At 65.6% G+C, this 24,960-nt stretch carries 24 protein-coding genes; 11 read left to right on the top strand and 13 right to left on the bottom strand.

Going from position 1 to position 24,960, the window contains the following annotated elements; all coding sequences use genetic code 11:
- The first annotated feature begins 114 nt into the window (after positions 1–114).
- Entirely contained in the window at positions 115–1,176 is a 1,062-nt protein-coding gene (gene selD / locus AC1DB0_RS09605; protein ID WP_342067462.1) for a selenide, water dikinase SelD, read from the top strand.
- A 6-nt stretch (positions 1,177–1,182) separates the two neighbouring features.
- Here the strand turns inward: selD and AC1DB0_RS09610 are convergent, their stop codons facing one another.
- Positions 1,183–3,234 carry an LTA synthase family protein gene (locus tag AC1DB0_RS09610; RefSeq protein WP_476757415.1) on the bottom strand — a complete coding sequence of 684 codons (2,052 nt, stop codon included), beginning with the start codon at positions 3,232–3,234 and terminating at the stop codon, positions 1,183–1,185.
- A 302-nt stretch (positions 3,235–3,536) separates the two neighbouring features.
- Positions 3,537–4,511: a LysR substrate-binding domain-containing protein gene (locus tag AC1DB0_RS09615; protein ID WP_054421190.1), complete on the bottom strand. Its 975-nt coding sequence runs from the start codon at positions 4,509–4,511 to the stop codon at positions 3,537–3,539.
- 240 nt (positions 4,512–4,751) lie between these two features.
- Here AC1DB0_RS09615 and AC1DB0_RS09620 point away from each other — a divergent pair, with 240 nt between their 5' ends.
- Together AC1DB0_RS09620 and AC1DB0_RS09625 are read left to right on the top strand one after the other, a co-directional pair.
- The gene (locus AC1DB0_RS09620) at positions 4,752–5,363 is read left to right on the top strand and encodes a DsbA family protein (protein ID WP_476757416.1); all 612 of its coding nucleotides are present in this window, start codon (positions 4,752–4,754) and stop codon (positions 5,361–5,363) included.
- Complete coding sequence (locus tag AC1DB0_RS09625) at positions 5,360–5,590, top strand: hypothetical protein (RefSeq protein ID WP_476757417.1); 231 nt, start codon at positions 5,360–5,362, stop codon at positions 5,588–5,590. The genes AC1DB0_RS09620 and AC1DB0_RS09625 overlap by 4 nt, the downstream gene beginning before the upstream one ends.
- A gap of 1 nt (position 5,591) precedes the next feature.
- Here the strand turns inward: AC1DB0_RS09625 and AC1DB0_RS09630 are convergent, their stop codons facing one another.
- Entirely contained in the window at positions 5,592–5,969 is a 378-nt protein-coding gene (locus AC1DB0_RS09630) for a DUF779 domain-containing protein (RefSeq protein ID WP_391568278.1), read from the bottom strand.
- Positions 5,970–6,165: 196 nt separating this feature from the next.
- The gene (gene adh / locus AC1DB0_RS09635; protein WP_054421194.1) at positions 6,166–7,695 is read right to left on the bottom strand and encodes an aldehyde dehydrogenase; all 1,530 of its coding nucleotides are present in this window, start codon (positions 7,693–7,695) and stop codon (positions 6,166–6,168) included.
- Between the two features lie 221 nt (positions 7,696–7,916).
- On the opposite strand from adh, the gene AC1DB0_RS09640 reads away from it, so the two are divergent.
- Positions 7,917–9,803, top strand: a complete 1,887-nt coding sequence (locus tag AC1DB0_RS09640; protein ID WP_476757418.1) for a sigma-54-dependent Fis family transcriptional regulator — start codon at positions 7,917–7,919, stop codon at positions 9,801–9,803.
- Positions 9,804–9,818: 15 nt separating this feature from the next.
- Here the strand turns inward: AC1DB0_RS09640 and trpC are convergent, their stop codons facing one another.
- The 6 genes from trpC to rpe form a co-directional block, all read right to left on the bottom strand.
- Complete coding sequence (gene trpC, locus AC1DB0_RS09645) at positions 9,819–10,607, bottom strand: indole-3-glycerol phosphate synthase TrpC (RefSeq protein WP_054421196.1); 789 nt, start codon at positions 10,605–10,607, stop codon at positions 9,819–9,821.
- Positions 10,604–11,635, bottom strand: coding sequence for an anthranilate phosphoribosyltransferase (gene trpD / locus AC1DB0_RS09650; RefSeq protein WP_054421197.1), 1,032 nt, complete (start codon positions 11,633–11,635; stop codon positions 10,604–10,606). Before trpD ends, trpC begins: the two co-directional genes overlap by 4 nt.
- Before the next feature lie 17 nt (positions 11,636–11,652).
- A complete protein-coding gene (locus AC1DB0_RS09655; protein WP_054421198.1) occupies positions 11,653–12,219 on the bottom strand; it encodes an aminodeoxychorismate/anthranilate synthase component II in 567 nt (188 codons plus the stop codon).
- Between the two features lie 44 nt (positions 12,220–12,263).
- Positions 12,264–13,784: an anthranilate synthase component I gene (gene trpE, locus AC1DB0_RS09660; protein ID WP_054421199.1), complete on the bottom strand. Its 1,521-nt coding sequence runs from the start codon at positions 13,782–13,784 to the stop codon at positions 12,264–12,266.
- A 275-nt stretch (positions 13,785–14,059) separates the two neighbouring features.
- Positions 14,060–14,767 carry a phosphoglycolate phosphatase gene (locus AC1DB0_RS09665; RefSeq protein WP_342067459.1) on the bottom strand — a complete coding sequence of 236 codons (708 nt, stop codon included), beginning with the start codon at positions 14,765–14,767 and terminating at the stop codon, positions 14,060–14,062.
- A 12-nt stretch (positions 14,768–14,779) separates the two neighbouring features.
- Positions 14,780–15,508, bottom strand: a complete 729-nt coding sequence (gene rpe / locus AC1DB0_RS09670; RefSeq protein WP_054421201.1) for a ribulose-phosphate 3-epimerase — start codon at positions 15,506–15,508, stop codon at positions 14,780–14,782.
- 131 nt (positions 15,509–15,639) lie between these two features.
- On the opposite strand from rpe, the gene apaG reads away from it, so the two are divergent.
- The 5 genes from apaG (at position 15,640) to AC1DB0_RS09695 (ending at position 20,558) form a co-directional block, all read left to right on the top strand.
- Positions 15,640–16,014: a Co2+/Mg2+ efflux protein ApaG gene (gene apaG, locus AC1DB0_RS09675; protein ID WP_006227296.1), complete on the top strand. Its 375-nt coding sequence runs from the start codon at positions 15,640–15,642 to the stop codon at positions 16,012–16,014.
- Positions 16,015–16,049: 35 nt separating this feature from the next.
- Positions 16,050–17,351 carry a murein transglycosylase A gene (gene mltA, locus AC1DB0_RS09680; RefSeq protein WP_054421202.1) on the top strand — a complete coding sequence of 434 codons (1,302 nt, stop codon included), beginning with the start codon at positions 16,050–16,052 and terminating at the stop codon, positions 17,349–17,351.
- Entirely contained in the window at positions 17,348–18,517 is a 1,170-nt protein-coding gene (locus tag AC1DB0_RS09685; RefSeq protein ID WP_054421203.1) for a UbiH/UbiF family hydroxylase, read from the top strand. The genes mltA and AC1DB0_RS09685 overlap by 4 nt, the downstream gene beginning before the upstream one ends.
- 219 nt (positions 18,518–18,736) lie before the next feature.
- Positions 18,737–19,537: a DsbC family protein gene (locus AC1DB0_RS09690; protein ID WP_054421204.1), complete on the top strand. Its 801-nt coding sequence runs from the start codon at positions 18,737–18,739 to the stop codon at positions 19,535–19,537.
- A 64-nt stretch (positions 19,538–19,601) separates the two neighbouring features.
- Positions 19,602–20,558, top strand: a complete 957-nt coding sequence (locus tag AC1DB0_RS09695; protein WP_476757419.1) for a D-2-hydroxyacid dehydrogenase family protein — start codon at positions 19,602–19,604, stop codon at positions 20,556–20,558.
- A gap of 78 nt (positions 20,559–20,636) precedes the next feature.
- Here the strand turns inward: AC1DB0_RS09695 and AC1DB0_RS09700 are convergent, their stop codons facing one another.
- The gene (locus AC1DB0_RS09700) at positions 20,637–21,551 is read right to left on the bottom strand and encodes a LysR family transcriptional regulator (RefSeq protein WP_476757420.1); all 915 of its coding nucleotides are present in this window, start codon (positions 21,549–21,551) and stop codon (positions 20,637–20,639) included.
- A 100-nt stretch (positions 21,552–21,651) separates the two neighbouring features.
- On the opposite strand from AC1DB0_RS09700, the gene AC1DB0_RS09705 reads away from it, so the two are divergent.
- Positions 21,652–22,449 carry an alpha/beta fold hydrolase gene (locus AC1DB0_RS09705; RefSeq protein WP_476757421.1) on the top strand — a complete coding sequence of 266 codons (798 nt, stop codon included), beginning with the start codon at positions 21,652–21,654 and terminating at the stop codon, positions 22,447–22,449.
- Positions 22,450–22,552: 103 nt separating this feature from the next.
- Here AC1DB0_RS09705 and ttcA read toward each other — a convergent pair whose 3' ends face one another.
- A complete protein-coding gene (gene ttcA / locus AC1DB0_RS09710; protein ID WP_175170574.1) occupies positions 22,553–23,521 on the bottom strand; it encodes a tRNA 2-thiocytidine(32) synthetase TtcA in 969 nt (322 codons plus the stop codon).
- A 2-nt stretch (positions 23,522–23,523) separates the two neighbouring features.
- Positions 23,524–23,883 carry a dihydroneopterin aldolase gene (gene folB, locus AC1DB0_RS09715; RefSeq protein ID WP_006217044.1) on the bottom strand — a complete coding sequence of 120 codons (360 nt, stop codon included), beginning with the start codon at positions 23,881–23,883 and terminating at the stop codon, positions 23,524–23,526.
- A gap of 122 nt (positions 23,884–24,005) precedes the next feature.
- Here folB and AC1DB0_RS09720 point away from each other — a divergent pair, with 122 nt between their 5' ends.
- Positions 24,006–24,905 carry an NAD(P)/FAD-dependent oxidoreductase gene (locus AC1DB0_RS09720; protein WP_054421209.1) on the top strand — a complete coding sequence of 300 codons (900 nt, stop codon included), beginning with the start codon at positions 24,006–24,008 and terminating at the stop codon, positions 24,903–24,905.
- Positions 24,906–24,960 lie beyond the last annotated feature (55 nt).

The raw sequence follows: 24,960 nt of genomic DNA on the forward strand, positions 1-24,960 counted from the left end.
CCCGGAGCCGGGCGGCCGTCCGTTGCTGCTGAATGCGATGCGATCTGCCAAAACATCATAGGGCCAACAGCGGGGCCGATGCTATCCTTTTTCGATTGATCCACGGAGACTGAAATGACCCAGGACGTCGCGGCCCCGCCCGCACCGCGTTTGACTTCGCTTTCGCACGGTGGCGGCTGCGGCTGCAAGATTGCGCCGGGCGTGCTGTCGGAATTGCTCAAGCGTTTCGGGCCTGCCGCCAGCTATCCAAATTTGATGGTGGGCACTGAAACCGCCGACGACGCGGCGGTGTATCGGCTGAACGACGAGCAAGCGCTGATCGCCACCACTGATTTCTTCATGCCCATCGTTGACGACCCGCACGACTTCGGCCGCATCGCGGCCACCAACGCGCTGTCGGACGTCTACGCAATGGGCGGCACGCCCATCATGGCGCTGGCGATCGTCGGCATGCCGATCAACGTATTGCCGCACAGCGTCATCGCCGACATCCTGCGCGGCGGCGAATCGGTGTGCGCGGAGGCCGGCATTCCGGTGGCGGGCGGCCACAGCATTGATTCCGTCGAACCCATTTACGGTCTGGCGGTGATGGGGCTGGTGCACCCGGATCGCGTGAAGCGCAATGCCGATGCGCGCGCGGGCGACGTGCTGATTCTGGGCAAGGCGCTTGGGGTGGGCATTTTGTCGGCCGCACTGAAAAAGAATCGGCTGGACGAGGCCGGCTACCGCGTCATGATCGACACCACCACCCGCTTGAACCGCCCCGGTGCGGCGCTGGCCACGCTAGATGGCGTGCACGCGGTGACCGACGTGACGGGCTTTGGTTTGCTGGGCCACGCGCTGGAGATGGCGCGCGGCGCAAAGCTGACGGCGCGGCTGCATCTGGATGCCTTGCCCTGGCTGCCGGGCGTGGAAGCCTTTGCGGCCGAAGGCATCATCACCGGCGCGTCTGGCCGCAACTGGGCGTCGTATGGCGACGCCGTGCGTTTGGGCGCTGGGGTCACCGACACACAGCGCGCCTTGCTGACCGATCCGCAAACGTCGGGCGGTTTGCTCGTGTCATGCGCGCCCGAGGCCGCGGAATCGGTGCTGGCGCTGTTCCGCAGCCAGGGCTTTGATCAGGCGGCGGTGGTGGGCGAGATGATCGCGGGCGATGGGCAGGTGCAGGCCGGCTGACCCGCGTCAGTGCCGCGCTTGCGATTGCACCTGGTGGTTGATCTGCCAGAGCATCAGCTTGGGGTAGGCGGCAAGCCGCGCCTGTTCTTCGCGCTGCGCCGGCGTGGTGGCCTGTTCGCTGTCTAGCGCCAGGCCCGTTGCGTTGGCCCAGGGCAGAATCTTGCCCGGCTGGTTGCGCCGGTAAGCGCCGTCTTGCGTGATCGTGACGTTCGGGTCATTGATGCCAAAACACCAGACCGGGTCCGGCTGCGCCGCCAGCAAATCGCAGCCGCTGCGAAAGTAGGGCGTGCCGGGCAGGCTCAGCTGATACAGCGTGGGCATGATGTCTTTGTGGCTGCCCACGCGGGCCGGGTCAAACACGGCGCGGCTGCGGTACTCCTGCGGCACGTACAGGTAGAACGGCACGGCGCGGGCCAGCGCGGCGTCGCGCTCGTCCGGGTAATGCAGGCCAAGCAGGTTGTGGTCGCCCGTTGCTGCAACGATGGTGCGGGCGCCGCTGGGCGATGCCTTGACGCGAGTCAGGAAGCGGCCCAATTGGTCGTTGGCGTAGCGCAGCGTGTCAAAGACGTCTTCTGCCGAATCCCAGGATTTGAAGTACGGCAAGCGCGTCACATCGTTCAGTGCCAGGCCGCCGCGTGGGGCGCCTTTGGGCGTGATGAAGGGCGGGTGGTGGGTCGTGGACAGCGCGATGATGAACAGCGGCGTGCCGTCGCGGTCGGCGTCGGCCAGGCGGCTTTCGATGTAGCGGAACATGTATTCGTCGGGCACGCCCCAGGTGCCGGCTTCGGCCTCGGGATACTTGGCGCGCAACGTCTGCTGGTCGATGAATTCGTGCGCGCCCAAGTGCGTGGCGAAGGTGCCCAGGTTGCGCCAGGTGGCGGCGCCTGACGTCACGAACAGCACGCGGTATCCGCGCGCCAGATACGGCGTGAAGGCGTTGCTGGCGAAGGTGTCGTCGGCGGCTGACGATTGGCCGATGGCTGGCACCGGGCTGCGCACCAGCAGACGGGACAGCGAATCAATCGTGCCATTGCCTTCCGACAGGAAACGGTCAAAGCGCCAGTCCTGTTCCCAGTGCGGGCGCAGCGCGCCCAGCAGATCCCGCCCCGGCTGATCGTAGGTGTTCAGGTGATGGCCCATGCTTTCCATGACTTGCAGCACCACGTGCGGGGGCCGCGCCTGCGCGGCGGGGTGCGCGCCGGTGACGGCCATGAACGGTTGCAGGTCCGGCGTTCCCGGCGCCCCAAGAAAGCGCGCGTACAGCGCTTCGCCTTCAGCCGCCGTGACCGGCAGAAAGCGCTTGTCGTTGCCGCGTTCGCCCAGCGCCCAGAAAAACGCGGAGATGCCGTTGGGCGCAATGGCGTTCAAAAAGCGCATGTTGGAAATGCTGGTGTCGTCCCGGTTCAGCGGAAACCGCCCCACCGACCCGCGGCACGCCAGTACGGTGATGGCCAGGATGAGCAGCAGTTGCAGCACCGTCGGCAGCAGCCCCCGGCGGCGCAAAGAAATGCGCATCACGTTGCGCCGCCAGCGCGACCCCAGCCACCAGGTGCAGGCCAGCACGGCCGAGAGCAGCAGGCCCGCCTGCACCACGGGGTAGCCGTGCCACAGCGTCATCAGAATGGCGCGCGTGTCGTCGTCGACCATGCCGAACACGAAGATGTCGATGGACCGCGAGAACGTGGCGAAGTAGCAGACGCTTACGACGGTGGATGCGGCAAACAGGGCGGCCAGGCCCGCGCCGACCCCCGGCGCCAGCCGCAGCCAACGCGCATATAGCGGCCGGCTGCCCGCCGCCAGCATCGCCATCGCCAGCAAGGCCGAGAACACGATGCTGGCCACTTTGATGTCAAACAGCAGCCCGATTCCCAGGGTGCGGCCGACGTCTTGCGGCAGCGCCGTATAGGTGGCCGAGGGGGCGTACTTCACCAGCAGATAGCTGCGGCCAATGAACTGCGCCAGCACGCTGACCAGCCAGGGCGCCAGGATCAGCAGGAAGGCGCGCTGAACATTCAGAAACCAGTCTTGCCACGCGTCGGTGAGACGTAAACGCTTCATCTGCATCAATGGGGTGGGCTAAGCAAAAACGCCGATAACGGCGACAAAACGCCCTTGGCCCCAGTCTCGGGGGCCTTCAAGGGAAGGGATGCATGCAAGAAACTCCGGCCCCAATATCAGGGACAGCACCGGGAAGGGGCGCCGGAATGGCTGGAGCAATCAGCGGGGATCGTGGTTCGGGTTATGGCCGCTGTTCGCCATGCAGCGCGAACTGTACTTGAGGCGCACCGGAAATGTACAAAGGTTTGTATAGCTTTGTGAGCGCCGTGTACCGGTGGGCCTGATTCAGGGGAACCGCAGAATCAGGGGCCGTAGGGCCTCGGGGCGGCAGCGTCTGAGGCCCCTTTATTCAACGCAGATTCATCACGCAGATCGCGCTCGGTGGCCGCAGCTTGCTCCATCAGCCACTGCGCGACCACATCGGCGTCGGGTGTGCTGCGCCGCGCATTGCGCACCAGCCAGTACGCGTGTTCAGTGGCCAGGGCCGCCTGTCCGCCTACCGCGTGCAACCGGCCATCAGCCAGCATGGGCGCAATCAGCGCCACCCGGCCCAGGGCGATGCCGTGGCCGGCCAGCGCCGCCAGCACGATCTGGTCGTATTGGTTAAAGCGCAGCATGCCTTTGGCGCGCGCCCGGTTCAGCCCGCGCGCGTTCAGCCATTCCGACCATTGCAGCCAGGGCCGCGTCGGGTCGTCGAATTCCAGCAAAACATGGCGTTGCAGTTCTCGCGCGTCCAGCTCGCGGGCGTCCAGCGACGGATGCGCCACTGGCACGACCGATTCGCCGAACATCCAGGCCGCGGCGTCTGGAACCATGGCTCGCAAGCTGTAGCGGATGGCGATGTCCACGCTTTCGCGGTCGATATCGATCAGGCGGTTGTCGGCCGCCACACGCACGTCGATATGCGGATGCGCCGCCTGGAACGCGCCCAGCCGGGGCAGCAGCCACAGCGAGGCCACGCCGATGGTTGTGGTGACGGTAACGGGCGTGCGGCGCTCGGGCGCGCGCAGTTGTTCGGTCAAGTCGCCCAACTGGCTTAGCCAGACGTCGGCCATGCGAAACAGCTGCGCCCCTTCAGACGTAAACGACACGCTGCGAAATCCGCGCACCAGCAGCGGCACGCCCAGATGCGCTTCCAGCGCCCGGATCTGGCGGCTGACGGCAGACTGCGTCACATGCAGATCCTGCGCGGCAAGGGTGATGCTCATGCGGCGGCCCACGGCGACGAAGCCTCGGACCAGATCAAGGGGCGGGAGTTTGGCCAGCGGATATGACATTCGTAAAACTCATGCGTATCGGGCGGAAATGTCGCTTGAGCAATAGTACGCCGACGGCGTTCAATAGAAGCCTGTGACGGGCGCTTGGCCTTACCGCCTGCCATTACCGCCTGCCATTACCGCTTGCCCTTACCGCTTGCCCTTACCGCCTGCCATAACCGCTTGTCCCTGCCGTTCGCCTCTGCCGTTCGTGTCGTTTGCCCCTACTGTTCGCGCCCCATTCCCGCCGGAGCCTTCCCGATGACCGCGCCTTCGCCTGACTCGCCCCGCATGCAGATGTGGTTCGATTTCGCCAGCCCCTACAGCTATCTGGCCATTGAGCGGGTCGGCGCACTGGCTGAAGCGGCGGGCGTCGTGGTCGATCTGCGCCCCTTTCTGCTGGGTCCGATCTTCCAGGCGCAGGGGTGGAATGATTCGCCGTTTCGCCTGTTTCCGGGCAAGGGCGCGTACATGATGCGCGACATCGCCCGTCTGGCCGACAAGTACGGCGTGACGTACAACCGCCCGCGCCTGTTCCCGCGCATGAGCGTGCTGCCCGCGCGCATTGCGCTGCTGGGCCAGGACGAACCGTGGGGCCAGGACTTTTGCGTGGCGGTGTTTCGCGCCAATTTCCAGCACGACCTGGACATCCAGGCCGAAGATGTCGTGCATCAGGTGTTGAAGGATCTGTCGCTGGACGCCGACATGCTGATCGAACGCGCCAAGACCGAAGCCGCCAAGGAGGCGCTGCGCCGCCAGGTGGACCGGGCGCGCAACCTGGGTTTGTTCGGCGCGCCGACGTTCTTTGTCGGCGATGAAATGTTCTGGGGCAATGACCGCCTGGAAGACGCCTTGGAGTGGGCTCGAAAATGAAGAATGCCAGCAGTGCTTATCGTGGCGCGCCCATGCCGGGCGGCCGCTCGTTCACGCAGTTCCGCGCGGCCCGCATTCGGCGGGTGTCGTTTCAGTGGGAGCAGGCAGCGCAGGCCGATTTGCAGCCGGCGATGCCGCAGCCGATGATGCCGCATGCAAAGGGGCCGCATGCGAAGGGGCCACATGAAAAGGGGCGCTCCGGCGCCCATCGCGGCAAGGGCGGTTGATTCACCCCTTCGTCACGGGCGCCACTTGCGCCCATTCCTCATCGGAGTACAAGCGCGACCGCAGCAGGAAGCGCTTGCCTTCCGCGCTGTCCAGTGAGAATGCGCCGCCGCGCCCCGGCACGGCGTCGATGATGAGCTGGGTGTGCTCCCAATACGCGAACTGGTCTTCGCCCATGTAGAACGGGCAGCCCTCCAGTTCGCCCAGCAGCACGTCCGATCCGCCCACCATGAATTCGCCCAGCGCATAGCACATGGGCGAGCTGCCGTCGCAGCATCCGCCCGATTGGTGAAACATCAGCGGGCCGTGCTTCGTGCGCAGCGTGTCGATCAGTTGGCGCGCGTCGTCAGTGGCGACGACGCGTGGCGTGGGTTCTGCCATGTTGTGACTCCTGTCTGGCGTGTGTTCCGATGCACTTCGCTTCGGCGTCGGCGTCGGCTTCGGCTTCGGCTTCCGCTTCCGCTTCCGCTTCCGCTTCCGCTTCCGCCTCCGCCTCCGCCTCCGCTTCCGCTTGCCTTGCCCGCGCGCCAGGCCCGAAGGCCCGGCGCGCGGATTGCGGCAGGTGCAGGATGCGCGATCAGAAGAAACCCAGCTTCTTCGGCGAATAGCTCACCAGCAGGTTCTTCGTCTGCTGATAGTGGTTGAGCATCATCTTGTGGTTCTCGCGTCCGATGCCCGATTGTTTGTAGCCGCCGAAGGCCGCATGCGCCGGATACGCGTGATAGCAGTTGGTCCACACGCGTCCGGCCTTGATGGCGCGTCCCATCCGGTAGCACGTATTGGCGTCGCGCGACCACACGCCGGCGCCCAGGCCATAGAGCGTGTCGTTCGCCAGCGCCAGCGCGTCATCGGCGTCTTTGAACGTCGTCACGGCCACGACCGGCCCGAAGATTTCCTCCTGGAACACGCGCATCTTGTTGTGGCCCTTGAAGACGGTGGGCTGCACGTAATAGCCGCCTTCCAGCGCGCCTTGCATCTGCGCGCGCGAGCCGCCGGCCAGCACGTCGGCGCCTTCCTGCTTGCCGATGTCCAGGTACGACAGGATTTTTTCCAGCTGCTCGGTGGACGCCTGCGCGCCCAGCATGGTGTCGCCGTCCAGTGGGTTGCCCTGCTTGATTTCGGCCACACGCTTGAGCGCGCGTTCCATGAACTTGTCGTAGAGCGATTCCTGGATCAGGGCGCGGCTGGGGCACGTGCACACTTCGCCTTGGTTCAGCGCGAACATCACGAAGCCCTCGATGGCCTTGTCCAGGAAGTCGTCGTCTTGCGCGGCCACGTCGGCGAAGAAGATGTTGGGCGACTTGCCGCCCAGCTCCAGCGTGACGGGGATGATGTTCTGCGACGCGTACTGCATGATCAGCCGGCCGGTGGTGGTTTCACCGGTGAACGCGATCTTGGCGATGCGCTTGCTTGAGGCCAGCGGCTTGCCGGCTTCCAGGCCAAAGCCCGTCACCACGTTCAGAACGCCCGGGGGCAGGATGTCGCCAATCAGCTCCATCAGCAGCAGGATGCCCAGCGGGGTTTGCTCGGCGGGTTTGAGCACCACGCAATTGCCCGCGGCCAATGCCGGCGCGAGCTTCCACGCGGCCATCAGGATGGGGAAGTTCCACGGGATGATCTGGCCGACCACGCCCAGCGGTTCGTTGAAGTGATAGGCCACGGTGTCGCTGTCGATTTCCGACAGGCCGCCTTCCTGGCTGCGGATGCACGAGGCGAAATAGCGGAAGTGGTCGATGGCCAGCGGGATGTCGGCGGCGCGGGCTTCGCGGATCGGTTTGCCGTTGTCCCAGGTTTCGGCGGTGGCCAGGCGTTCCAGGTTGGCTTCCATCACGTCGGCAATCTGCATCAGCATGCGCGCGCGTTCGGCGGCCGGGGTCGCACCCCATTTCGGTGCGGCACGATGCGCGGCGTCCAGCGCCAGGTCGATGTCGCGTTCCTTCGAGCGCGCGTTGCGGCTCAGCACCTGGCCCGTGACCGGCGTGACGTTATCGAAGTACTCACCGTCCGCCGGCTTCTGCCACTTTCCATCAATGAAATTGTCGTACTGCGTTTTCAGGTCCAGACGGGTGCCATACGAGTCCGGGGTGATGCGGGTCGCGATGTCCATACTTGTCTCCGATATTGTTGGGATAGCGGCAGTCGGCTGCCTATCCCTTACCAAGCAAGGACCATGCCAAGGTGCGGGGTTCCCCGCTGGACAGCGCGCGCCCCGGCGTGCGAAAGTTGACCAACCCGCGCAGCGGACTCGGCGCGGGCAACATCCAGTGCCGTTTTTTGCGACATTGTCGCGGAACAGGTGTCGCAGAACGCCTGTCCTAGGAGACACGCATGGCCACTCATTCCCGTCAGCAAGCGCTGACGCAAGCGCGCCTGCTGTTCAACCAGCAGGGGGCGGTGCCGGGCGGCATCGTCGCGGAACCCATCCTGCAATCCTGGCGGCGTTGTGCTGACCTGGGCTTCGACATGCGTGGTGTGCGCCGCGCCGAACTCATGACGCAAGGCGAACTGCGCGAAGCCCAGCAGCGCAACGAAGCGTTGCGCCGGCTGTCCGAACCCGCCATGTCGTATCTGCGCCGCGAGGCGGGCGGCAGCGGCAACCTGGTGATTCTGTCTGACGCCCAAGGGCTGGTGCTGGATAGCGACGGCGATGCGGGGTTCGCCAGCCGCGCGTCGCGCGTGGCGCTGATGCCTGGCGCGCCGTGGGATGAAGCTGCCGCAGGCACCAACGCCATCGGCACCGCGCTGGTCGAAGGCCGGCCCATCACAGTGCATGGCGCGGAACATTACTTCGAACCCAATCGCATCCTGACCTGCGCCGCGGTGCCCATTACCGATAGCGAAGGCCGCACGCTCGGCGTGCTGGATTTATCCAGCCAGGCGCGCGATATCCGCCCTGACGTCCTGGAGCTGGTGCGCGCCGCGGTTGATCTGATCGAACACCGCTTGTTCGAACAAGCCTATGACCACCATGCCGTGCTGCGGCTGCACGACCACCATTCCGGCCTGGGCGCGCCGGGCGAAGGCCTGCTGGCGTTTCAGGGCGATGTGCTGATCGGCGCCAACCGCCGCGCCTTGCAGGCGCTGGGGCTGGCGGCAACGGCGTTGGGGGTGTACCGCTACAGCGATGTTTTCGATGGCGCACTGGAACGTTGCCCCGATGCCGCGGGCCGCGTGCATACGCGCACCGGCACGAGCTATCACGCGCGGCTGCGCTTGCCGCGTTCGCGTCCGCCGCAGCCGGTGGCGCCGGCCTTGCCAAGCGCCGATGCCACGCGCCCGGCCGCGCCCAGTTTCGACGCCGCCACACTTGGCGCACTGGCGCGCGCCGTGCACCTGTCAGACGCGGGCGTGTCCATTTTGCTGCAAGGCGAAACGGGCGTGGGCAAAGAGGTCTTCGCGCGCCAATTGCATGCGCGCGGCAAGCGGGCGGCCGGCCCGTTCGTGGCGGTGAACTGCGCCGCCTTGCCCGAAAGCCTGATCGAATCCGAATTGTTCGGCTATGAAGATGGCGCGTTCACGGGGGCGCGGCGTCAAGGCAGCAAGGGTTTGCTGCGGCAGGCGCATGGCGGCGTGCTGTTCCTGGATGAGATCGGCGACATGCCGCTGATGCTGCAATCACGGCTGCTACGCGTGTTGCAGACGCGAGAGGTGTCGCCACTGGGCGCAGCGCGGCCGGTGCCGGTGGATTTTGCGCTGGTGTGCGCCACGCACCGTCCGCTGGCCCACGAAGGCGCCGATGCGCCGGTGCGCCCCGACCTGTATTTCCGTATCGCCGAATACACCGTCACGCTGGAGCCGTTGCGCACGCGCGCCGACCGTCTTGAATTGCTGCGGGCGCTCTGGGCGGCGCAAGGGGCGGGGCCGGTGTTGCCGCCGCCCATCGAAGCGCTGCTGGCTGCGTACCCGTGGCCGGGCAATTACCGGCAGCTGGTGGCCGTGCTGCGCACCTTGCATGTGTTGGCGGGGCCGTCGGGCGTGGTCGATGCGGACATGCTGCCCGCCGAACTGCGGCCCGTGGCGAATAACGCGCATGCCACCGCCGCCGCGCCGCCCGAAGGCGGTACGGCAGATCTGCAATCGATGACGGATGCCGCCGTTCGCGGCGCACTGGCCGCGCATGGCGGCAATGTCAGCAGAGCGGCGCGGGCGCTGGGTGTGCACCGCAGCACCGTGTACCGGCGCGCGGCGGCGTTGGGTTTGCCGCGCGCGCGATAGCCTGGGTAAGCGGCGTTAGCCGACCAGGCGTGCGAGTTCGGCGCCCGGGTCTTTGGCGCGCATGAATGCTTCGCCCACCAGGAAGGCGTTGACCTTGTGGTCGCGCATGAGCTTGACGTCTTCCGGCTTGAGAATGCCGCTTTCGGTCACGACGCGCTTGCCTGCCGGGATGTTGGGCAGCAGGTCCAGCGTGTTCTTCAGGCTGGTCTCGAAGGTGCGCAGGTTGCGGTTATTGATGCCCAAGAGCGGCGTCTTCATGGTCAGCGCCACGTCGAGCTCGCGGGCGTCATGCACTTCCACCAGCACGTCCATGCCCAGTTCCATCGCCAGCGTTTCGTAGTCGCGCAGTTGTGCGGGCGTGAGGGCGGCCACGATCAGCAGCACGCAGTCGGCGCCCATCGCGCGCGCGGCGATGATCTGGTACTGATCGATCACGAAGTCCTTGCGCAGCACCGGCAACGAGCAGGCGGCGCGCGCCTGGCGCAGGTGGTCGTGTGAACCCTGGAAGAATTGCACGTCGGTCAGTACCGACAGGCAGGCCGCGCCGTGCACCGCGTACGTCGACGCGATGTCGGCGGGGGCGAAGGTCTCGCGCAGCACGCCTTTGGACGGCGATGCTTTCTTGATTTCGGCGATGACGCCGGCTTTGCCCTGCGAGATCTTGTCTTCGATGGCTTGGGCGAAGCCACGCACGTCCTGCCGCGCCTGCGCTTCGCGCAAGACTTCGGCTTCGCTGCGCATCTGGCGAGCGGCGGCGACTTCCTCAACCTTGACGGCGAGGATCTTCGCGAGAATATCGTTCATTTCAGGAATTTCCGGGTGGTTGCGCAGAATTCTTCCAGCTTGGCTCGCGCCGCACCGGTGGCAATCATTTCAAATGCTAGCGCTAAGGCTTCGGGAATGGAATCGGCTTTATTGCCGGCGTAGATGGCGAGACCTGCGTTCAGGGCGACGATGTCTCGGGCGGTGCCCTCGACATTTTCCAGCGCCTCGATGACAAGTTCGCGTGACTGCTCGCGATTGGACACCTTGATAGACCGATTGGACATCATGGATAGCCCGTAGTCCTCGGGGTGGATTTCATATTCCCGTATTTGACCATCTTTCAATTCACCGACCAGCGTGGCCCCGCCCAGCGACGCTTCGTCCATGCCGTCCTTGCCGTGCACGACCAGTACGTGGCGCGATCCCAGCCGTTCCAGCACGCGCACCTGGATGCCGACGAGGTCGGGGTGGAACACGCCCATCAGCTGGTTGCCGGCGCCGGCCGGGTTGGTGAGCGGCCCCAGGATGTTGAAGATGGTGCGCACGGCCAGTTCCTTGCGCACGGCGGCCACGTTCTTCATCGCGCCGTGGTGGGCGGGGGCGAACATGAAGCCGATGCCGGTGGTCTGGATGCACTCGGCGACTTCTTCCGGCGTCAGCACAAGGTTGGCGCCCAACGCTTCCAGCACATCGGCGCTGCCGCTGGAGGACGACGCGCTGCGGTTGCCGTGCTTGGCGATCGGCACGCCGGCCGCCGCCGCCACGAACATGGCGGTGGTGGAAATGTTGAACGTGTGGCTGCCGTCGCCGCCCGTGCCGCACATGTCCAGCAGGTCTTCGGGGTTGGGGGTGACGACAGGGGTGGCGAACTCGCGCATGACCTGGGCGGCCGCGGTGATCTCGCCGATGGTTTCCTTCTTGACGCGCAGGCCCATCAGCAGCGCGCTGGCGATCTGCGGCGTCATCTCGCCGCGCATCAGCATGCGCATCAGATGCAGCATTTCGTCGTGGAAAATTTCGCGGTGTTCAATGCAGCGCGTCAGGGCTTCGGTGGGGGAAATGGTCACGATGCGTCCTTCTTGTCTTAGGCGAGGTTCAGAAAATTGCGCAGCAGGGCGTGGCCGTGCTCGCTGAGCACCGACTCCGGATGAAACTGTACTCCGTACAAGGGCAGCGTCTTGTGACGCACGCCCATGATGTCGCCGTCCGGCGCCGTGGCCGTCACGGCCAGGCAGTCGGGCAGGGTGGCGGGGTCGATCGTCAGCGAGTTGTAACGGATCACCGTGTACGGCGTGGGCAGGTCCGTGAAGATATCGGTGCCGGTGTGCGAGATGCGCACGGTCTTGCCGTGCATGATCTGCTGGGCGCGCACGATGTCGCCGCCGTAAGCCGCGCCGATGGCCTGATGGCCCAGGCACACGCCCAGAATGGGCTTCTTGCCGGCAAAGGCCTGAATGGCGGCAACCGAGATCCCGGCTTCAGCCGGCGAGCACGGGCCGGGCGACACGCAGATGCGGTCCGGGTTCAGGGCGGCAATCTCTTCCAGCGTGATCTGGTCGTTGCGCGCCACGCGCACGTCTTCGCCCAGTTCGCCAAAGTACTGGACCAGGTTGTAGGTAAAAGAGTCGTAGTTATCGATCATCAACAGCATTTTTTTCTCCGTGCGGGCAGGGTTCGTTTTGGCCGTGGCCGGAATCAGATGGGTTCGTCCAGGCCGTGCTGCACCTGCTCGGCGGCGCGCAGCACGGCGCGGGCCTTGGCTTCGGTTTCGGCGTATTCGGCTTCGGGGTTCGAATCAGCCACGATGCCGGCGGCGGCTTGCACGTACAGCGTGCCGTCCTTGATGACGCCGGTGCGGATGGCGATGGCCACGTCCATTTCGCCGCCGTAGCTCAGGTAGCCGGCCGCACCGCCATAGATGCCGCGGCGCACGGGTTCGAGTTCGTCGATGATCTTCATGGCTTCGACCTTGGGCGCGCCCGTCAGCGTGCCCGCCGGGAACGACGCGCGCAGCACGTCCATGCTGCTCATGCCCGGGTTCAGGTTGCCGGTCACGTTGGACACCAGGTGCATCACGTGCGAATAGCGTTCGATGACCATGGTGTCGCTGACCTTCACCGAGCCCACTTCGGCTACCCGGCCCACGTCGTTGCGCGCCAGGTCGATCAGCATCACGTGTTCGGCCACTTCCTTGGGGTCGGCCTTCAGTTCGGCGGCAAGCGCCGCATCTTCCTCGGGCGTGGCGCCGCGCTTGCGGGTGCCGGCCAGCGGGCGGATGGTGATCTGCGACTTCGGCACGCCGTTGTCCACCACACGTTCCTGGCGCACCAGGATCTCGGGCGACGCGCCCACCACCTGGAAGTCACCGAAGTTCCAGAAGTACATATAGGGGGAGGGGTTCAGCGACCGCAGCGCGCGGTAGAGGGACAGCGGGGAATCACGGAAAGGCTTGGCGATGACCTGTCCGATCTGGACTTGCATCAGGTCGCCAGCGGCGATGTGTTCCTTGGCGCGCAGCACAGCCGCCAGATAGTCTTCTTTCTTGAAATCGCGCCGCTCTTCGGTCTGCATGCTGGCGTGGCTGTACGGAATTTCCACGGGGCGTCGCAGGCGGGCGCGCAGATCATGCAGGCGCTGCTGCGAGCGGCTGTAGGACTCGGGCTGGCTGGGGTCGGCATAGACCATCAGGTAGATACGGCCGGCCAGGTTGTCGACGATGACCAGTTCGTCCACGTGCATCAGCATCAGGTCGGGCGTGCCGCCGTCCATGCCGGCCGGGAAGGGCTTCACGGCCGGACCCAGGCAGGGCTCGATGTGGCGCACGGTGTCGTAGCCGAAGTAGCCGGCCAGACCGCCGCAAAAGCGCGGCATGCCGGGGCGCAGCGCCACCTTGAAGCGGCTTTGGTACTGCTCGATGAAGGCCAGCGGGTCGCCTTCGTGCGTTTCCACGACCTGGCCGTCGTGCAGCACTTCCGTCAGCGTGCCGCTGGCGCGGATGACCGTGCGGGCGGGCAGGCCGATGAAGGAGTAGCGGCCGAAGCGTTCGCCGCCCACCACCGATTCCATCAGGCAGGTCATGCGGCCGGCCAAGGGGCCTGCATGCGCCAGCTTCAGGTAGATGCCCAGCGGCGTATCCAGGTCGGCATAGGTTTCGGCCACCAGCGGGATGCGGTTGTAGCCTTGGGCGGCGAGGGCTTTGAATTCGATTTCGGTCATGGCGGGTCTCGTAAGCGATTTTTGATTTGCTTTCAGACCGGGCGCACAACAAAAAGCCCGGTCCAGGTAACTGGTTCCGGGCTTGGCTCTGTGTTTACACAGCTACGGCACTAGGCGGCATACGCGTCCAGGGCCGGGAGGGATCATCGCCACCCGGAAGACAAACGCCACCAGCGCCACGAGGCGCCGAGCATTTGGTTCTGGGGGTAAGCGTTCATTGATCCGGGTGTGTGTATTCAGGTGTTCGGGTTGCCGACACCGATTCAGGGGGGAAATCAGGAAGCGATTTTTGCGGCGTTCTGGTTTTGATTCCAGAGCGCTACCCACTGAGCGGCGTTCACAAGCGTGTCCACTATACCATCGACATCCAGCTCGCGCACGTCACGGCCTTCGTTGTAGCCGTAAGGCACCACCAGCACCTGCGTGCCGGCCGTGCGCCCGGCCTGGGCGTCGTTGATCGAGTCGCCGATGGTGACGGCTTCGGTCACGGCCACGCCCAGCAGCTCGCAGGCGTGCAGCACCTGGTCGGGGTCGGGCTTGCGGCGCTCGCAGGTGTCGCCGCAGACGACCGCGTCGAAAAAGCCCGCCAGGCCGGTGCGTTGCAGCAGCGGCAGCGTGAATTCGGTGGGCTTGTTGGTGACGACGGCCAGCTTCAGGCCCTGGTCGCGCATGTGCTTTAAGCCATCAAGCACGCCGGGGTAGACCTGCGCGCGTTCGCCGTTGACCAGGTGGTAGTGGCGGTAAAAGGCCTCGCGGGCGCGGGCGAAATCTTCTGCCGACGGGTCGGCGGCGTCCAGGCTGCCCGCCAGACTGCGGCGCACCAGGTTGTCCACGCCCTTGCCCACGAAGGTGGCCACCACGTCTTCGCGCAGCGCGGTCATGCCAAGTTCCACGCGCATGGCGTTGGCGGCGAAGGCCAGGTCGGGAATGGAGTCGAGCAGGGTGCCGTCCAGGTCCAGCAGCGCGGCGCGAAAAGCGGTCATGTCGATTCCTGATTAAACGGCGGTGGTTTCGCCGATGGCGATCTGTTCGCGCATCGATTTGATGATGCCGGCGTAGTCGGGCTTGCCGAAAATGGCGGAGCCGGCCACGAAGGTGTCGGCGCCCGCGCGACGGATCTCGGCGATGTTGTCGATTTTGACGCCGCCATCCACTTGCAGCATGATTTCCTGGCCGCCGGCCTGCGTCCAGGCGTCGATGCGGGCGCGCGCTTCGCGCAGCTTGGTCAATGCGCCGGGAATGAAGCTCTGGCCGCCAAAGCCCGGGTTCACCGACATGATCAGGATCAGGTCGATCTTGTCCATGACGTAGTCCAGGTAGGACAGCGGCGTGGCGGGGTTGAAGACCAGGCCGGCCTTACAGCCGTTTTCGCGGATGAGCGACAGCGTGCGGTCCACGTGGCGGCTGGCGTCCGGGTGGAAGCTGATGTAGTCGGCGCCGGCCTTGGCGAACATCGGAACCAGGTCGTCCACCGGTTCAACCATCAAGTGCACGTCGATCGGCACTTCGACGTGGGGGCGGATCGCCGCGCACACCATCGGGCCGATGGTCAGGTTGGGGACATAGTGGTTGTCCATCACGTCCACGTGAATCCAGTCGGCGCCTGCGGCGACGACGTTGCGGACTTCCTCGCCCAGGCGGGCGAAGTCAGCCGACAGGATGCTGGGGGTGATGCGAGTGGAGGCCGTGGAGGATGACATGATGTTCGGGATCGGGGAGGGCATAATGTGCCATTATTGCAGTTTGGGGCGCGGGTTCGGGAAAGACCCGGTTCCGCGGGCCGAAAACTGCGTTTTCAAAACGCTCAGGCGCCGCGCTTCGGCCCCCGCGTCCAGCAGCCACACAGGGAAGGACTGTGAAACCTTACGACCTTAGCGTCTCTGTCACTCCGCGCTTCGTGCCTGAACAGTCCGATCCCGGCGAACAGCAATTCGTGTTTGCCTATACCGTGCGCATCACCAATACGGGGGAACACCCCGCCCAGGTGATCAGCCGGCACTGGGTCATCACCGACGGCAACCAGCGCGTGCAAGAAGTGCGCGGGCTGGGCATTGTTGGCCAGCAACCGTTGCTGGCGCCCGGCGAGACCTTCGAATACACCAGCGGCTGTCCCTTGCCCACTCCGGTGGGCACGATGCGCGGCACGTACCACTGCGTCGGCGAGAACGGCATTCCGTTCGAAGTGCCGATCTCCGAATTCGTCCTGGCCATGCCTCGCACCCTGCATTGAATGGCCCGGCCCGTCGCCCGTTTTTCCAATTGCTCATGAAGCGCATTCTTAGCCTGTCCCTGCTGCCGATTCTGCTGGCGGCATGTTCCACGCCCTCGGAAGTCCCCCCTGAATCTGGCGCGCCCGGCACCCCCGGCGTGCGTACCCCGGCGGCTGATGGCCCCTTGGTGGTGCCGTCGTTGTCGGCCCTGCCCGATACTCCGCCGCGCGCCCTGGCCGGCAAATTCAAGGCCGGCACCTGGTCTGAAATGCCCGGCTGGAGCACCGACGACCTGACCCAGTTCTGGCCGCTGTTCCTGCGCAATTGCCGTGGGCTGATGCGGCCCACCAGCGGCAACCTGGCCGCACCCGCCCGCGCCACCCCGCGCGCGTGGCAGCCGGTGTGCGCCGCCGCCATCGACCCGTCCCGGGCGCCGGCGGCAGGCGATGCCGAAGGCGTGCGCCGCTTTCTGCAAACCTATCTGCAACCGTGGCGCCTGAATGCCGCAGACGGCAAACCGGCCACCAACACGGTCACCGGATACTACGAACCGCTGGTGCGCGGATCGCGCCGCCAGGGCGGCAACTATCAATGGCCGCTGTACGCGGTGCCGGCGGATCTGCTGACGATCGACCTGGGCGCGGTATACCCGGACCTGGCTGGCAAGCGCGTGCGCGGCAAGCTCGAAGGCAAACGTGTGGTGCCTTATGACACCCGCGCCGCCATCGAATCGTCTGGCCGCCGCCCGCCCGTGGTGGTCTGGGTGGACGACCCGGTGGATAACTTCTTCCTGCAAGTGCAGGGGTCGGGCCGCGTCCAGCTGACCGACGGGCCCGACACGGGCAAGACCATCCGCGTGGCGTATGCCGACCACAACGGCCAGCCTTATGTATCGATCGGCCGCTGGCTGATCGACCGCGGCGAGCTGACTGCCGACCAGGCGTCCATGCAGAACATTCGCGCCTGGGCGCAGCGCAATCCCAAGCGCGTGCCGGAAATGCTGAACGCCAACCCGGCGGTGGTTTTCTTCCGCGAAGAGCCGGTGATTGACCCCGAACAAGGGCCCAAGGGCGCGTACGCGATTCCGCTGGCGCCCAAGCGCTCGATTGCGGTCGACGCCACCTTCGTGCCGCTGGGTACGCCGGTGTATTTGGCCACCACGTTCCCGGCGTCTGACCGGCCGCTGCAACGCCTGGTGTTTGCGCAGGACACGGGCACGGCCATCCGGGGCGCGGCGCGCGCCGACTTCTACTGGGGTTACGGCGAAGAAGCCGGCCAGCAGGCGGGCCGCATGAAACAACGGGGCCAGATGTGGGTGCTGTGGCCCAAGCAAGCTGGGGAGCCCTCGGCACGATGAGCCATCAAATTGTTGTTTGCGGGGCCGGCATCGTCGGCCTGTCGACGGCCCTGGCGCTGGCCCGGCGCGGCCAGCGCGTGGCCGTCCTGGCGCCGCGCACGGCCGTGCCCGCCGCCGACCCCAACCGCTATCACCCGCGTGTCTACGCCATTTCGCCCGCCAGCCAGCGTTTTCTGGCTGACCTGGGCGTCTGGGACGCCATGCCCTCGGGCCGGTTGATGCCGGTCGAGGCCATGGAAATCCATGGCGACGCCGACGGGCAGGTCAACCTGAACGCCTGGCAGGCGGCGCTGCCGCAGCTGGCCTGGATTGTGGAGTCCGGCGAGATCGAGCGCGTGCTGATCCAGGCGGTGCGGATGTTTGGCATCCCCTGGCTGGAAGACCGCTGCACGGGCTACCGGGATGGCGAGATCGATACCGAAAGCGGTGCACGCATTCAGGCTGAATTGTTCGTGGGCGCTGATGGCGCGGCCTCGCCGCTGCGCACGGCGGCCGGCATGAAACATGACGCCGTGTCCTACGAGGACACGGGTTTGGTCGTGCATCTGGACGCCGAGCGCGCCCACCATGGCACAGCCATCCAATGGTTCCGCGACGACGGCGTGCTGGCTTTGCTGCCGCTGCCCGATACGGCGGACGGCCCGCAGGTGTCGATGGTGTGGTCCATGCGCAATGAACCGGCCCAGGCGCTGCTGGCGTTGCCGCCAGAAGAACAGGCCGCCCGGCTTGAAACTTTGTTGGCCCAAGCGGCCGAGGGCCGGTTGGGCCGCCTGAAGGTGCGCAGCAAGTTGCATGGTTTTCCCTTGACGCTTGAACGTGCGCAGATGGTTGCGCCCGGGATCGCGCTGGCGGGCGACGCCGCGCACCGGCTGCATCCGCTGGCCGGCCAGGGCTTGAACCTGGGGTTGGGCGACGTCGAAGCGCTGGCCCGCACGGTGGCGGGTCGCGAGCCTTACCGCACGGCGGGCGACTTGCGCGTGCTGCATCGTTATCAGCGCGCGCGCGCCGAACCGGTGCTGGCCATGCGCCTGGCAACCGACGGCCTGCACAAGCTGTTCGCCTCGCACGCGACCCCGCTGGTGTGGCTGCGTAACGCCGGCATGCACTGGGTGGAAAAGGCGCCGCTGATCAAGCGCCGCCTGATCGCGGGGGCGTCGGCCAACTGACGGGGACGGATGCCGGTTTGAGACATCGGGGTGTAGAAATTCCGGTTGGAGGCATCCTGGTTTGAGAAGTCCGGGTTTGAGAAATCCTTTTGGAACCTTGAGGGCGGGCAGACGTCTGACAGACACTGCACCCCTCTCTCTCAAAACCATCCCGGCTCAGCCCCCCGCCCGGATGCGTTACGCTTCCCACCAAAGAACACGATAAGTACAGGAGTACAAATGAACTTCCGCATCTCCGCCACGCTGGCGGCATGTTTCCTGGCCGGTGGCCTGGGACTGACCGCCACCGCCCACGCGCAAGCGCCCGCCAAGGGTGACAAGGCCGTCTCCACGCAGTCCGTCGGACAGCCGGGCAAGGGCGAAAAAAGCGTGTCCACCACGCAGATCGACCCCGTGGCGGAGGCTGTGAAGGAACGTTTCCAGCAGCGCTTCACCGGCATGGACGTCACCACCGTGCGCCAAACGCCCTATGGCCTGTTCGAAGTCCAGTTGGGCATGGACCTGATCTACACGGATGAAAAGGTTACCTGGGTCATGGAAGGTCCGTTGATAGACGCGATGACCCGCCGCGACGTCACCCGTGAATCCCAGGAAAAGCTCAGCGCCGTCACGTTCGACCAGTTGCCGCTGGAACTTGCCATCAAGCAGGTCAAGGGCAATGGCGCGAAGAAGGTTGCGATCTTCGAAGACCCCAACTGCGGCTACTGCAAGCAATTGCGCCACACGATGGAAGAGCTGGACAACGTCACCGTGTACACCTTCATGTACCCGATTCTGTCGCCGGATTCCAAGACGAAGGTGCGTGACGTCTGGTGCGCCAAGGACCAGGGCAAAGCCTGGGACGACTGGATGGTGCGCGGCAAGAAGCCGGCTACCGCCAGCTGCGACGTGCCCGAAGACAAGCTGCTTGCCCTGGGCCAGCAACTGATGGTGCGCGGCACGCCCACCCTGTTCTTTGCCGATGGTTCGCGCGTTAGCGGCGCCATCCCGCTGGACCAACTCAAAGCCCGTTTGAACTGACCGGCGCCCCGCGCGCCGGCCGGGTGGCTGGCGCGGCAGGCGCCTCGCCACCCGGAGACATGACTTGAAAATCGCAATACTCGACGATTACCACGACGTAGCCCGGCGCTATGCAGATTGGACCTCGCTGGGCGGTGACGCCGAGGTGCAGATCTTCAACAACTTCATCCCGGCCGAACAGGTCGACGTCACGCTCGAATCTTTCGACGTGATCGTGGCGATGCGGGAACGCACGCCGTTCCCCGCCGAGCGCATCCGCGCGCTGCCCAAGCTGCGCCTGTTGATCACGACCGGCATGCGCAACAACGCCATCGACATGGCCGCCTGCACCGAGCAGGGCATCGTCGTGTGCGGCGCACCCGGCAGCGCCGACGCCAATACCGCCACCGCCGAACTGGCGTGGGCGCACATCCTGGGCTTGTTCAAGCATCTGACCACCGAAGACGCGGCGATGCGTCGCGGCATGTGGCAAACCGCCATGCCCGAGCCGCTGGCTGGCAAGCGGCTGGGTGTGTTGGGCCTGGGCAAGCTGGGCGCTGCCGTCGCCAAGGTGGGGCAGGCGTTCGGCATGGATGTCGTGGCCTGGAGCCCCAACCTGACCGACGAACGCGCCGAAGCGGCGGGCGTGACGCGGGTCGACAAGCATGAACTCTTTGCCACGTCCGACGTGGTCAGCCTGCACCTGATTCTGTCCGACCGCAGCCGCCACGTGGTGGACGCCGCGGCGCTTGCCGCGATGAAGCCGACGGCCTATCTGGTGAACACATCGCGCGCCGGCCTGGTGGACCACGAAGCGCTGATGGACGCACTGGTCAAATTCCGCATCGCGGGCGCCGGCCTGGACGTCTATCCCGAAGAGCCGCTGTCGCCCACCGACACCGTGCGCGATCTGGACAACGTGATCCTGACGCCGCACCTGGGCTATGTCAGCCGCGAGAATTTCGAGGCGTTCTACCAGAACGCGCTGGACGCCGTGAAGGCGTTTCAGGCGGGCAAGCCGATTCGGGTGCTGAACGCGTAGCGGGGCGAGTCCGGGCTTGAACCCCGGACCCGCACCCGCATCACCGCGCGTCTTATCCCCGGGATATCACCCGGCCCATCATCCACCCGGGCCGAATGCTCCACCGGTCGCGACGGCCTCCTCCAGATATTTCCATAAGAGATTCAGCACCGGCCCCTGCGGCCGGTCGCTGCGTCGCGCCGCCACCAGCGCTTCGACGCTGCCTGGCAGATGGCGGCTGGTGATGTCCAGCAGCCGTCCATCGCGCAATTCATCCTCGATCAAAAAGCGCGGCAGGTGGCCCCAGCCCATGCCTTGCAGGATGACCTCTTTTTTCATCTGCTGATCCGCCACCGTGCATTGATGCGCGCCTTCGATCATGAAGTAGTTGCGCGCGGGCGTATGGCGCGCGGTGTCGCGCATGACGCACTGCGTGTAGTCGCGCAGCAAACGCGGCGTGATGGGTTGCTGGGCCGTCGCGGGCAGAAAGCCCGGCGCCACGACGGGCGTGAACGGCACCGCCAGCAAATCCAGGCACTCGATGCGGGACTCGCCGTCATCCACCCGGTGCAGGATCAGGTCGGCATCCCCGTCCAGCAAGCGTTCCACCGGCCCGCCCACCGCCTCGAAGTGCAGGTGCAGGCGTGTGGCCGGACACTGCGCGAAGAAGCGGCTCAGCAGGCCCAGCATCTGTGGCCGGGGACACAGATCGCCAATCACCACATGCAGCTCGCTTTCCTCACCCATCGCCAATTGCGCGGCATGCGTGCGCAAGGCGTCCAGCTCGCGCAGCAAACCTTGCGCCTGCCGGTGAAACGATTCGCCTGCCGGCGTGGGCCGCACGCGGTAGCCGCCGCGGTCGAACAGCGTCAGGTCCAGTTGGCGTTCCAGCTTGGCTACCGCGGCGAACACGGCGGGATGCGAGCGGTGCAGTGCAGCCGCCGCCGCCTGGAATCCGCCCAGGCGCACCACGGCGTCAAAGCACTGGAGGTCGTGCAGGGTGAAGTCGCTCATGTCTGCTTTTCCGACAAAGACTGTGCGAACTTTGTAATTTCTTCTTCAATCCGCCGCCACTACGCTGTGCGTCATGTTCAACGCTCAAGGCGGATTCCTCATGCAAGCACGCTCCACGTTCACCACCGGCGATGGCGTCCGAATCGCCTACCAGATTGACGGCGGCGACCGTCTGCCCGTGCTGGTGCTATCGAATTCCATCGGCACCACGCTGCACATGTGGGACGGCCAGATCGACGTGCTGTCCCAACGCTTCCGGGTGCTGCGTTACGACACGCGCGGCCATGGCGCATCCGGCGTGCCGGCGGGCGCGTATTCAATGGACCGCCTGGGCCGCGACGTGATCGAGCTGCTCGACGCATTGGGCATTGCCCGCGCGCATTTTCTGGGGCTGTCGCTGGGCGGGTTCATCGGCCAGTGGCTGGGCGTGCATGCGCCCGAGCGCATTGACCATTTGATTCTGGCCAACACGTCTTCCTACCTGGGGCCCGCGCCACAATGGGACGCGCGCATCGCCGCGACCTTGCAGGCGCCGGACATGATGGACACCGCCGCGATGTTTCTGGGGAACTGGTTTCCGGCAGCCATGTTGAAAGCGGGCGGCCCGGTCATTGATCACTTCCGCACCATGCTGCTGGCGACGAACCCCCAAGGTCTTGCGGGCGCCTTCGCGGCAGTTCGGGATGCAGACTTGCGACGCACGATTGCCCTGATCAATCGCCCGACGCTGGTGATTGCCGGCCGCGACGATACGGTCACCGCCGCGAGCCATGGCGCACTGATCGCCGCCACGGTGCCGGGTGCGATGTGGGTGGAAATGCCCACCGTGCATTTGTCGAACATTGAACGGCCCGCAGAGTTTGTGGACGCGGTGCTGTCGTTCTTGCCGCGGCCTTGAATTAATTCTGGCCACGAAAAAGAGAAGGGCCGCTGTGGGCGGCCCTTTCTCGTGACTTGCTTGCGTGGCCTGTTCTCCGAGTTTTGTCTCGGGGCCTGGCCTTTTACTGACGCGTGAACATCACTTTCTTTTCAACAATCGCACCCGGCTCCAACGCTTCGGGCGTGTCGCCGCAGGCTTCGTCCGCGTCGTCATCCGGGTCCACCGCGTCAAACGCCGTGTCGCCATTGGCGTCCGGCACGCCGGTGGGCTTTAAGCCCACGAAATCGAACAGGTCGCGGTCCATCAAATGCGACGGCACCACGCGCGACAGCGCATTGAACACGTTCCACGAACGGCCCGGATGCTGCTTGTCCCAATCCTTGATCATCCGGCCCACTTCCTTGCGCTTCAGGTTTTCCTGCGAGCCGCAGAGGTTGCACGGAATGATCGGGAATTGCTTCAGTTCGGCATACGCAATCAGGTCCGTTTCGGCCACATAAGCCAGCGGGCGGATCACCGTGTGGCGGCCGTCGTCGGACACGAGCTTGGGCGGCATGCCCTTGGCCTTGCCACCGTAGAACAGGTTCAGGAAGAACGTGGCCAGGATGTCGTCGCGGTGGTGGCCCAGCGCAATCTTGGTGGCGCCCAGCTCAGACGCGACGCGGTACAGAATGCCGCGGCGCAAGCGCGAACAGAGCGAGCACATCGTCTTGCCTTCTTCCAGCACGCGGGTCACGATGGAATACGTGTCCTGCGTCTCGATGTGGAAGGGCACGCCCAGATCTTTCAGGTACTGGGGCAGGATGTGGTCGGGAAAGCCCGGCTGCTTCTGGTCCAGGTTGACCGCGATCAGCTCAAACTTGAACGGCGCGCGCTTTTGCAGCTGGAGCAGGATGTCCAGCATCGCATAGGAATCCTTGCCGCCCGACAAGCAGACCATGACGCGGTCGCCTTCTCCGATCATGTTGTAGTCGGACAGGGCGCGCGTGGTTTCGCGCGCCAGGCGCTTGGTCAGCTTGTTGCCTTCGTGGCGGGCTTTTTCTTCGGCTTCCGTGCGGAAGCGGATGCCAGGGGGAGCGATATCGTTCATGGTCAACGCGTGATCTGAATTTCCACGCCCACCGCCGCACAGTCGGAAAAGGCCATGGGCTTGCTGATGCGCAGGCGCAGCGAGCGGATTTCCTGGAAGTCGGCCAGCAGGCGCGCGGCCACTTGTTCGGACAGGGTTTCGATCAGGTTCACATGCGCCTGCGTGCATTCTTCAACGATGGCTTCGCGCAGGCGGCGGTAGTCCAGCACGCTGTGGATATCGTGGTCGTCGACCGAGCGCTGGATATCCACGTCGAATTCGGCGTCGACATGCAGGGGCTGGGTAGCGCGGCGCTCGTGCTCGAGGATGCCGATGCGGGCGTCGAGCGCAAGCCCGGAAAGGATGATGCGGCGTGTGGGCATGATGGAAACCTGGTGGGACAGCCGGAATTGTAAAGGGACAGCGGATCGGGGGCGGCGCGCTGGCTACAATTCAGCCATGTCCGGGCGCCCGAGAGACGCCGGCGCAGTCAATAAGGGGTGAAATGCAACAGTTGCACGATGCGGTCATTGTAGGCGGCGGGCCGGCGGGCGCTTCCTGCGCGCTCTGGCTGGCCAGACTTGGTTTGTCCCCATTATTGGTGGAAGCCAGCGCCCGCCTGGGCGGTTTAAGCAGTGACAACCCGTTTTCCGACGACTGGATCGCCGTCTTGCCCGGCGTGACTGGCCAGCAGGTGGCGGCCAATATCGACACCAGCGTGCGCGCGGCCAATGTGCCGCTGCGGCTGGAAACCCGCGTGACCCGCGTCTTGCCCTGCAAGGGCGGCATCCAGGCCACGCTGCACGGGCCGGATGGCGAAACGTCCGTGCGCGGCCGCACCTTGGTGATCGCCTCGGGCGTGCGCGCCAAGGGCCTGCCGGATCACCCGCCGGGCGCCAATTGGCCCGGCGTGCTGATCGGCCCGGGTTCGCCCATCGTCGCGCAGGACTATTCCGGTTTGTCGGTGGCCGTGCTGGGCGGCGGCGACAACGCGTTTGAGAATTACGTCTACGTGCGCAACCGCGGCGCGCGCGCCGTGCACCTGTACGCCCGCAGCGTCCGCGCGCAGCAGCAATGGGTGACGCGCGCCGGGCGGGATGGCGTGCGTATCGGCCCCTATACCGTCGACCCCGCGACCCGCAGCGTGGATGGCCGTCAATACGATCTGATCCTGGTCTTCTACGGCTGGGAACCGCAAGCCGCCTTCGCCGACAGCCTGCAATTGGCCCGCGACGAACGCGGCTATATCCGCACCGACTTCGCTACCGCCGAAACCAGCGTGCCCGACATTTATGCCGTGGGCGAAGTGGCGCACCGCATGCATCCTTGCGTGGTGACGTCGATGGCGGATGGCGTGGTCGCGGCCAAGGCCATCCAGCGCCGGTGGGAACGGGCCGCAGGGTAAGGCGAGGGGAAAGGCGGCGGTTGAAGGGGCCGCGGGGTAAGGCGAGGGCAGAGGC

It is taken from the genome of Achromobacter sp. 10T422 (assembly GCF_056394065.1).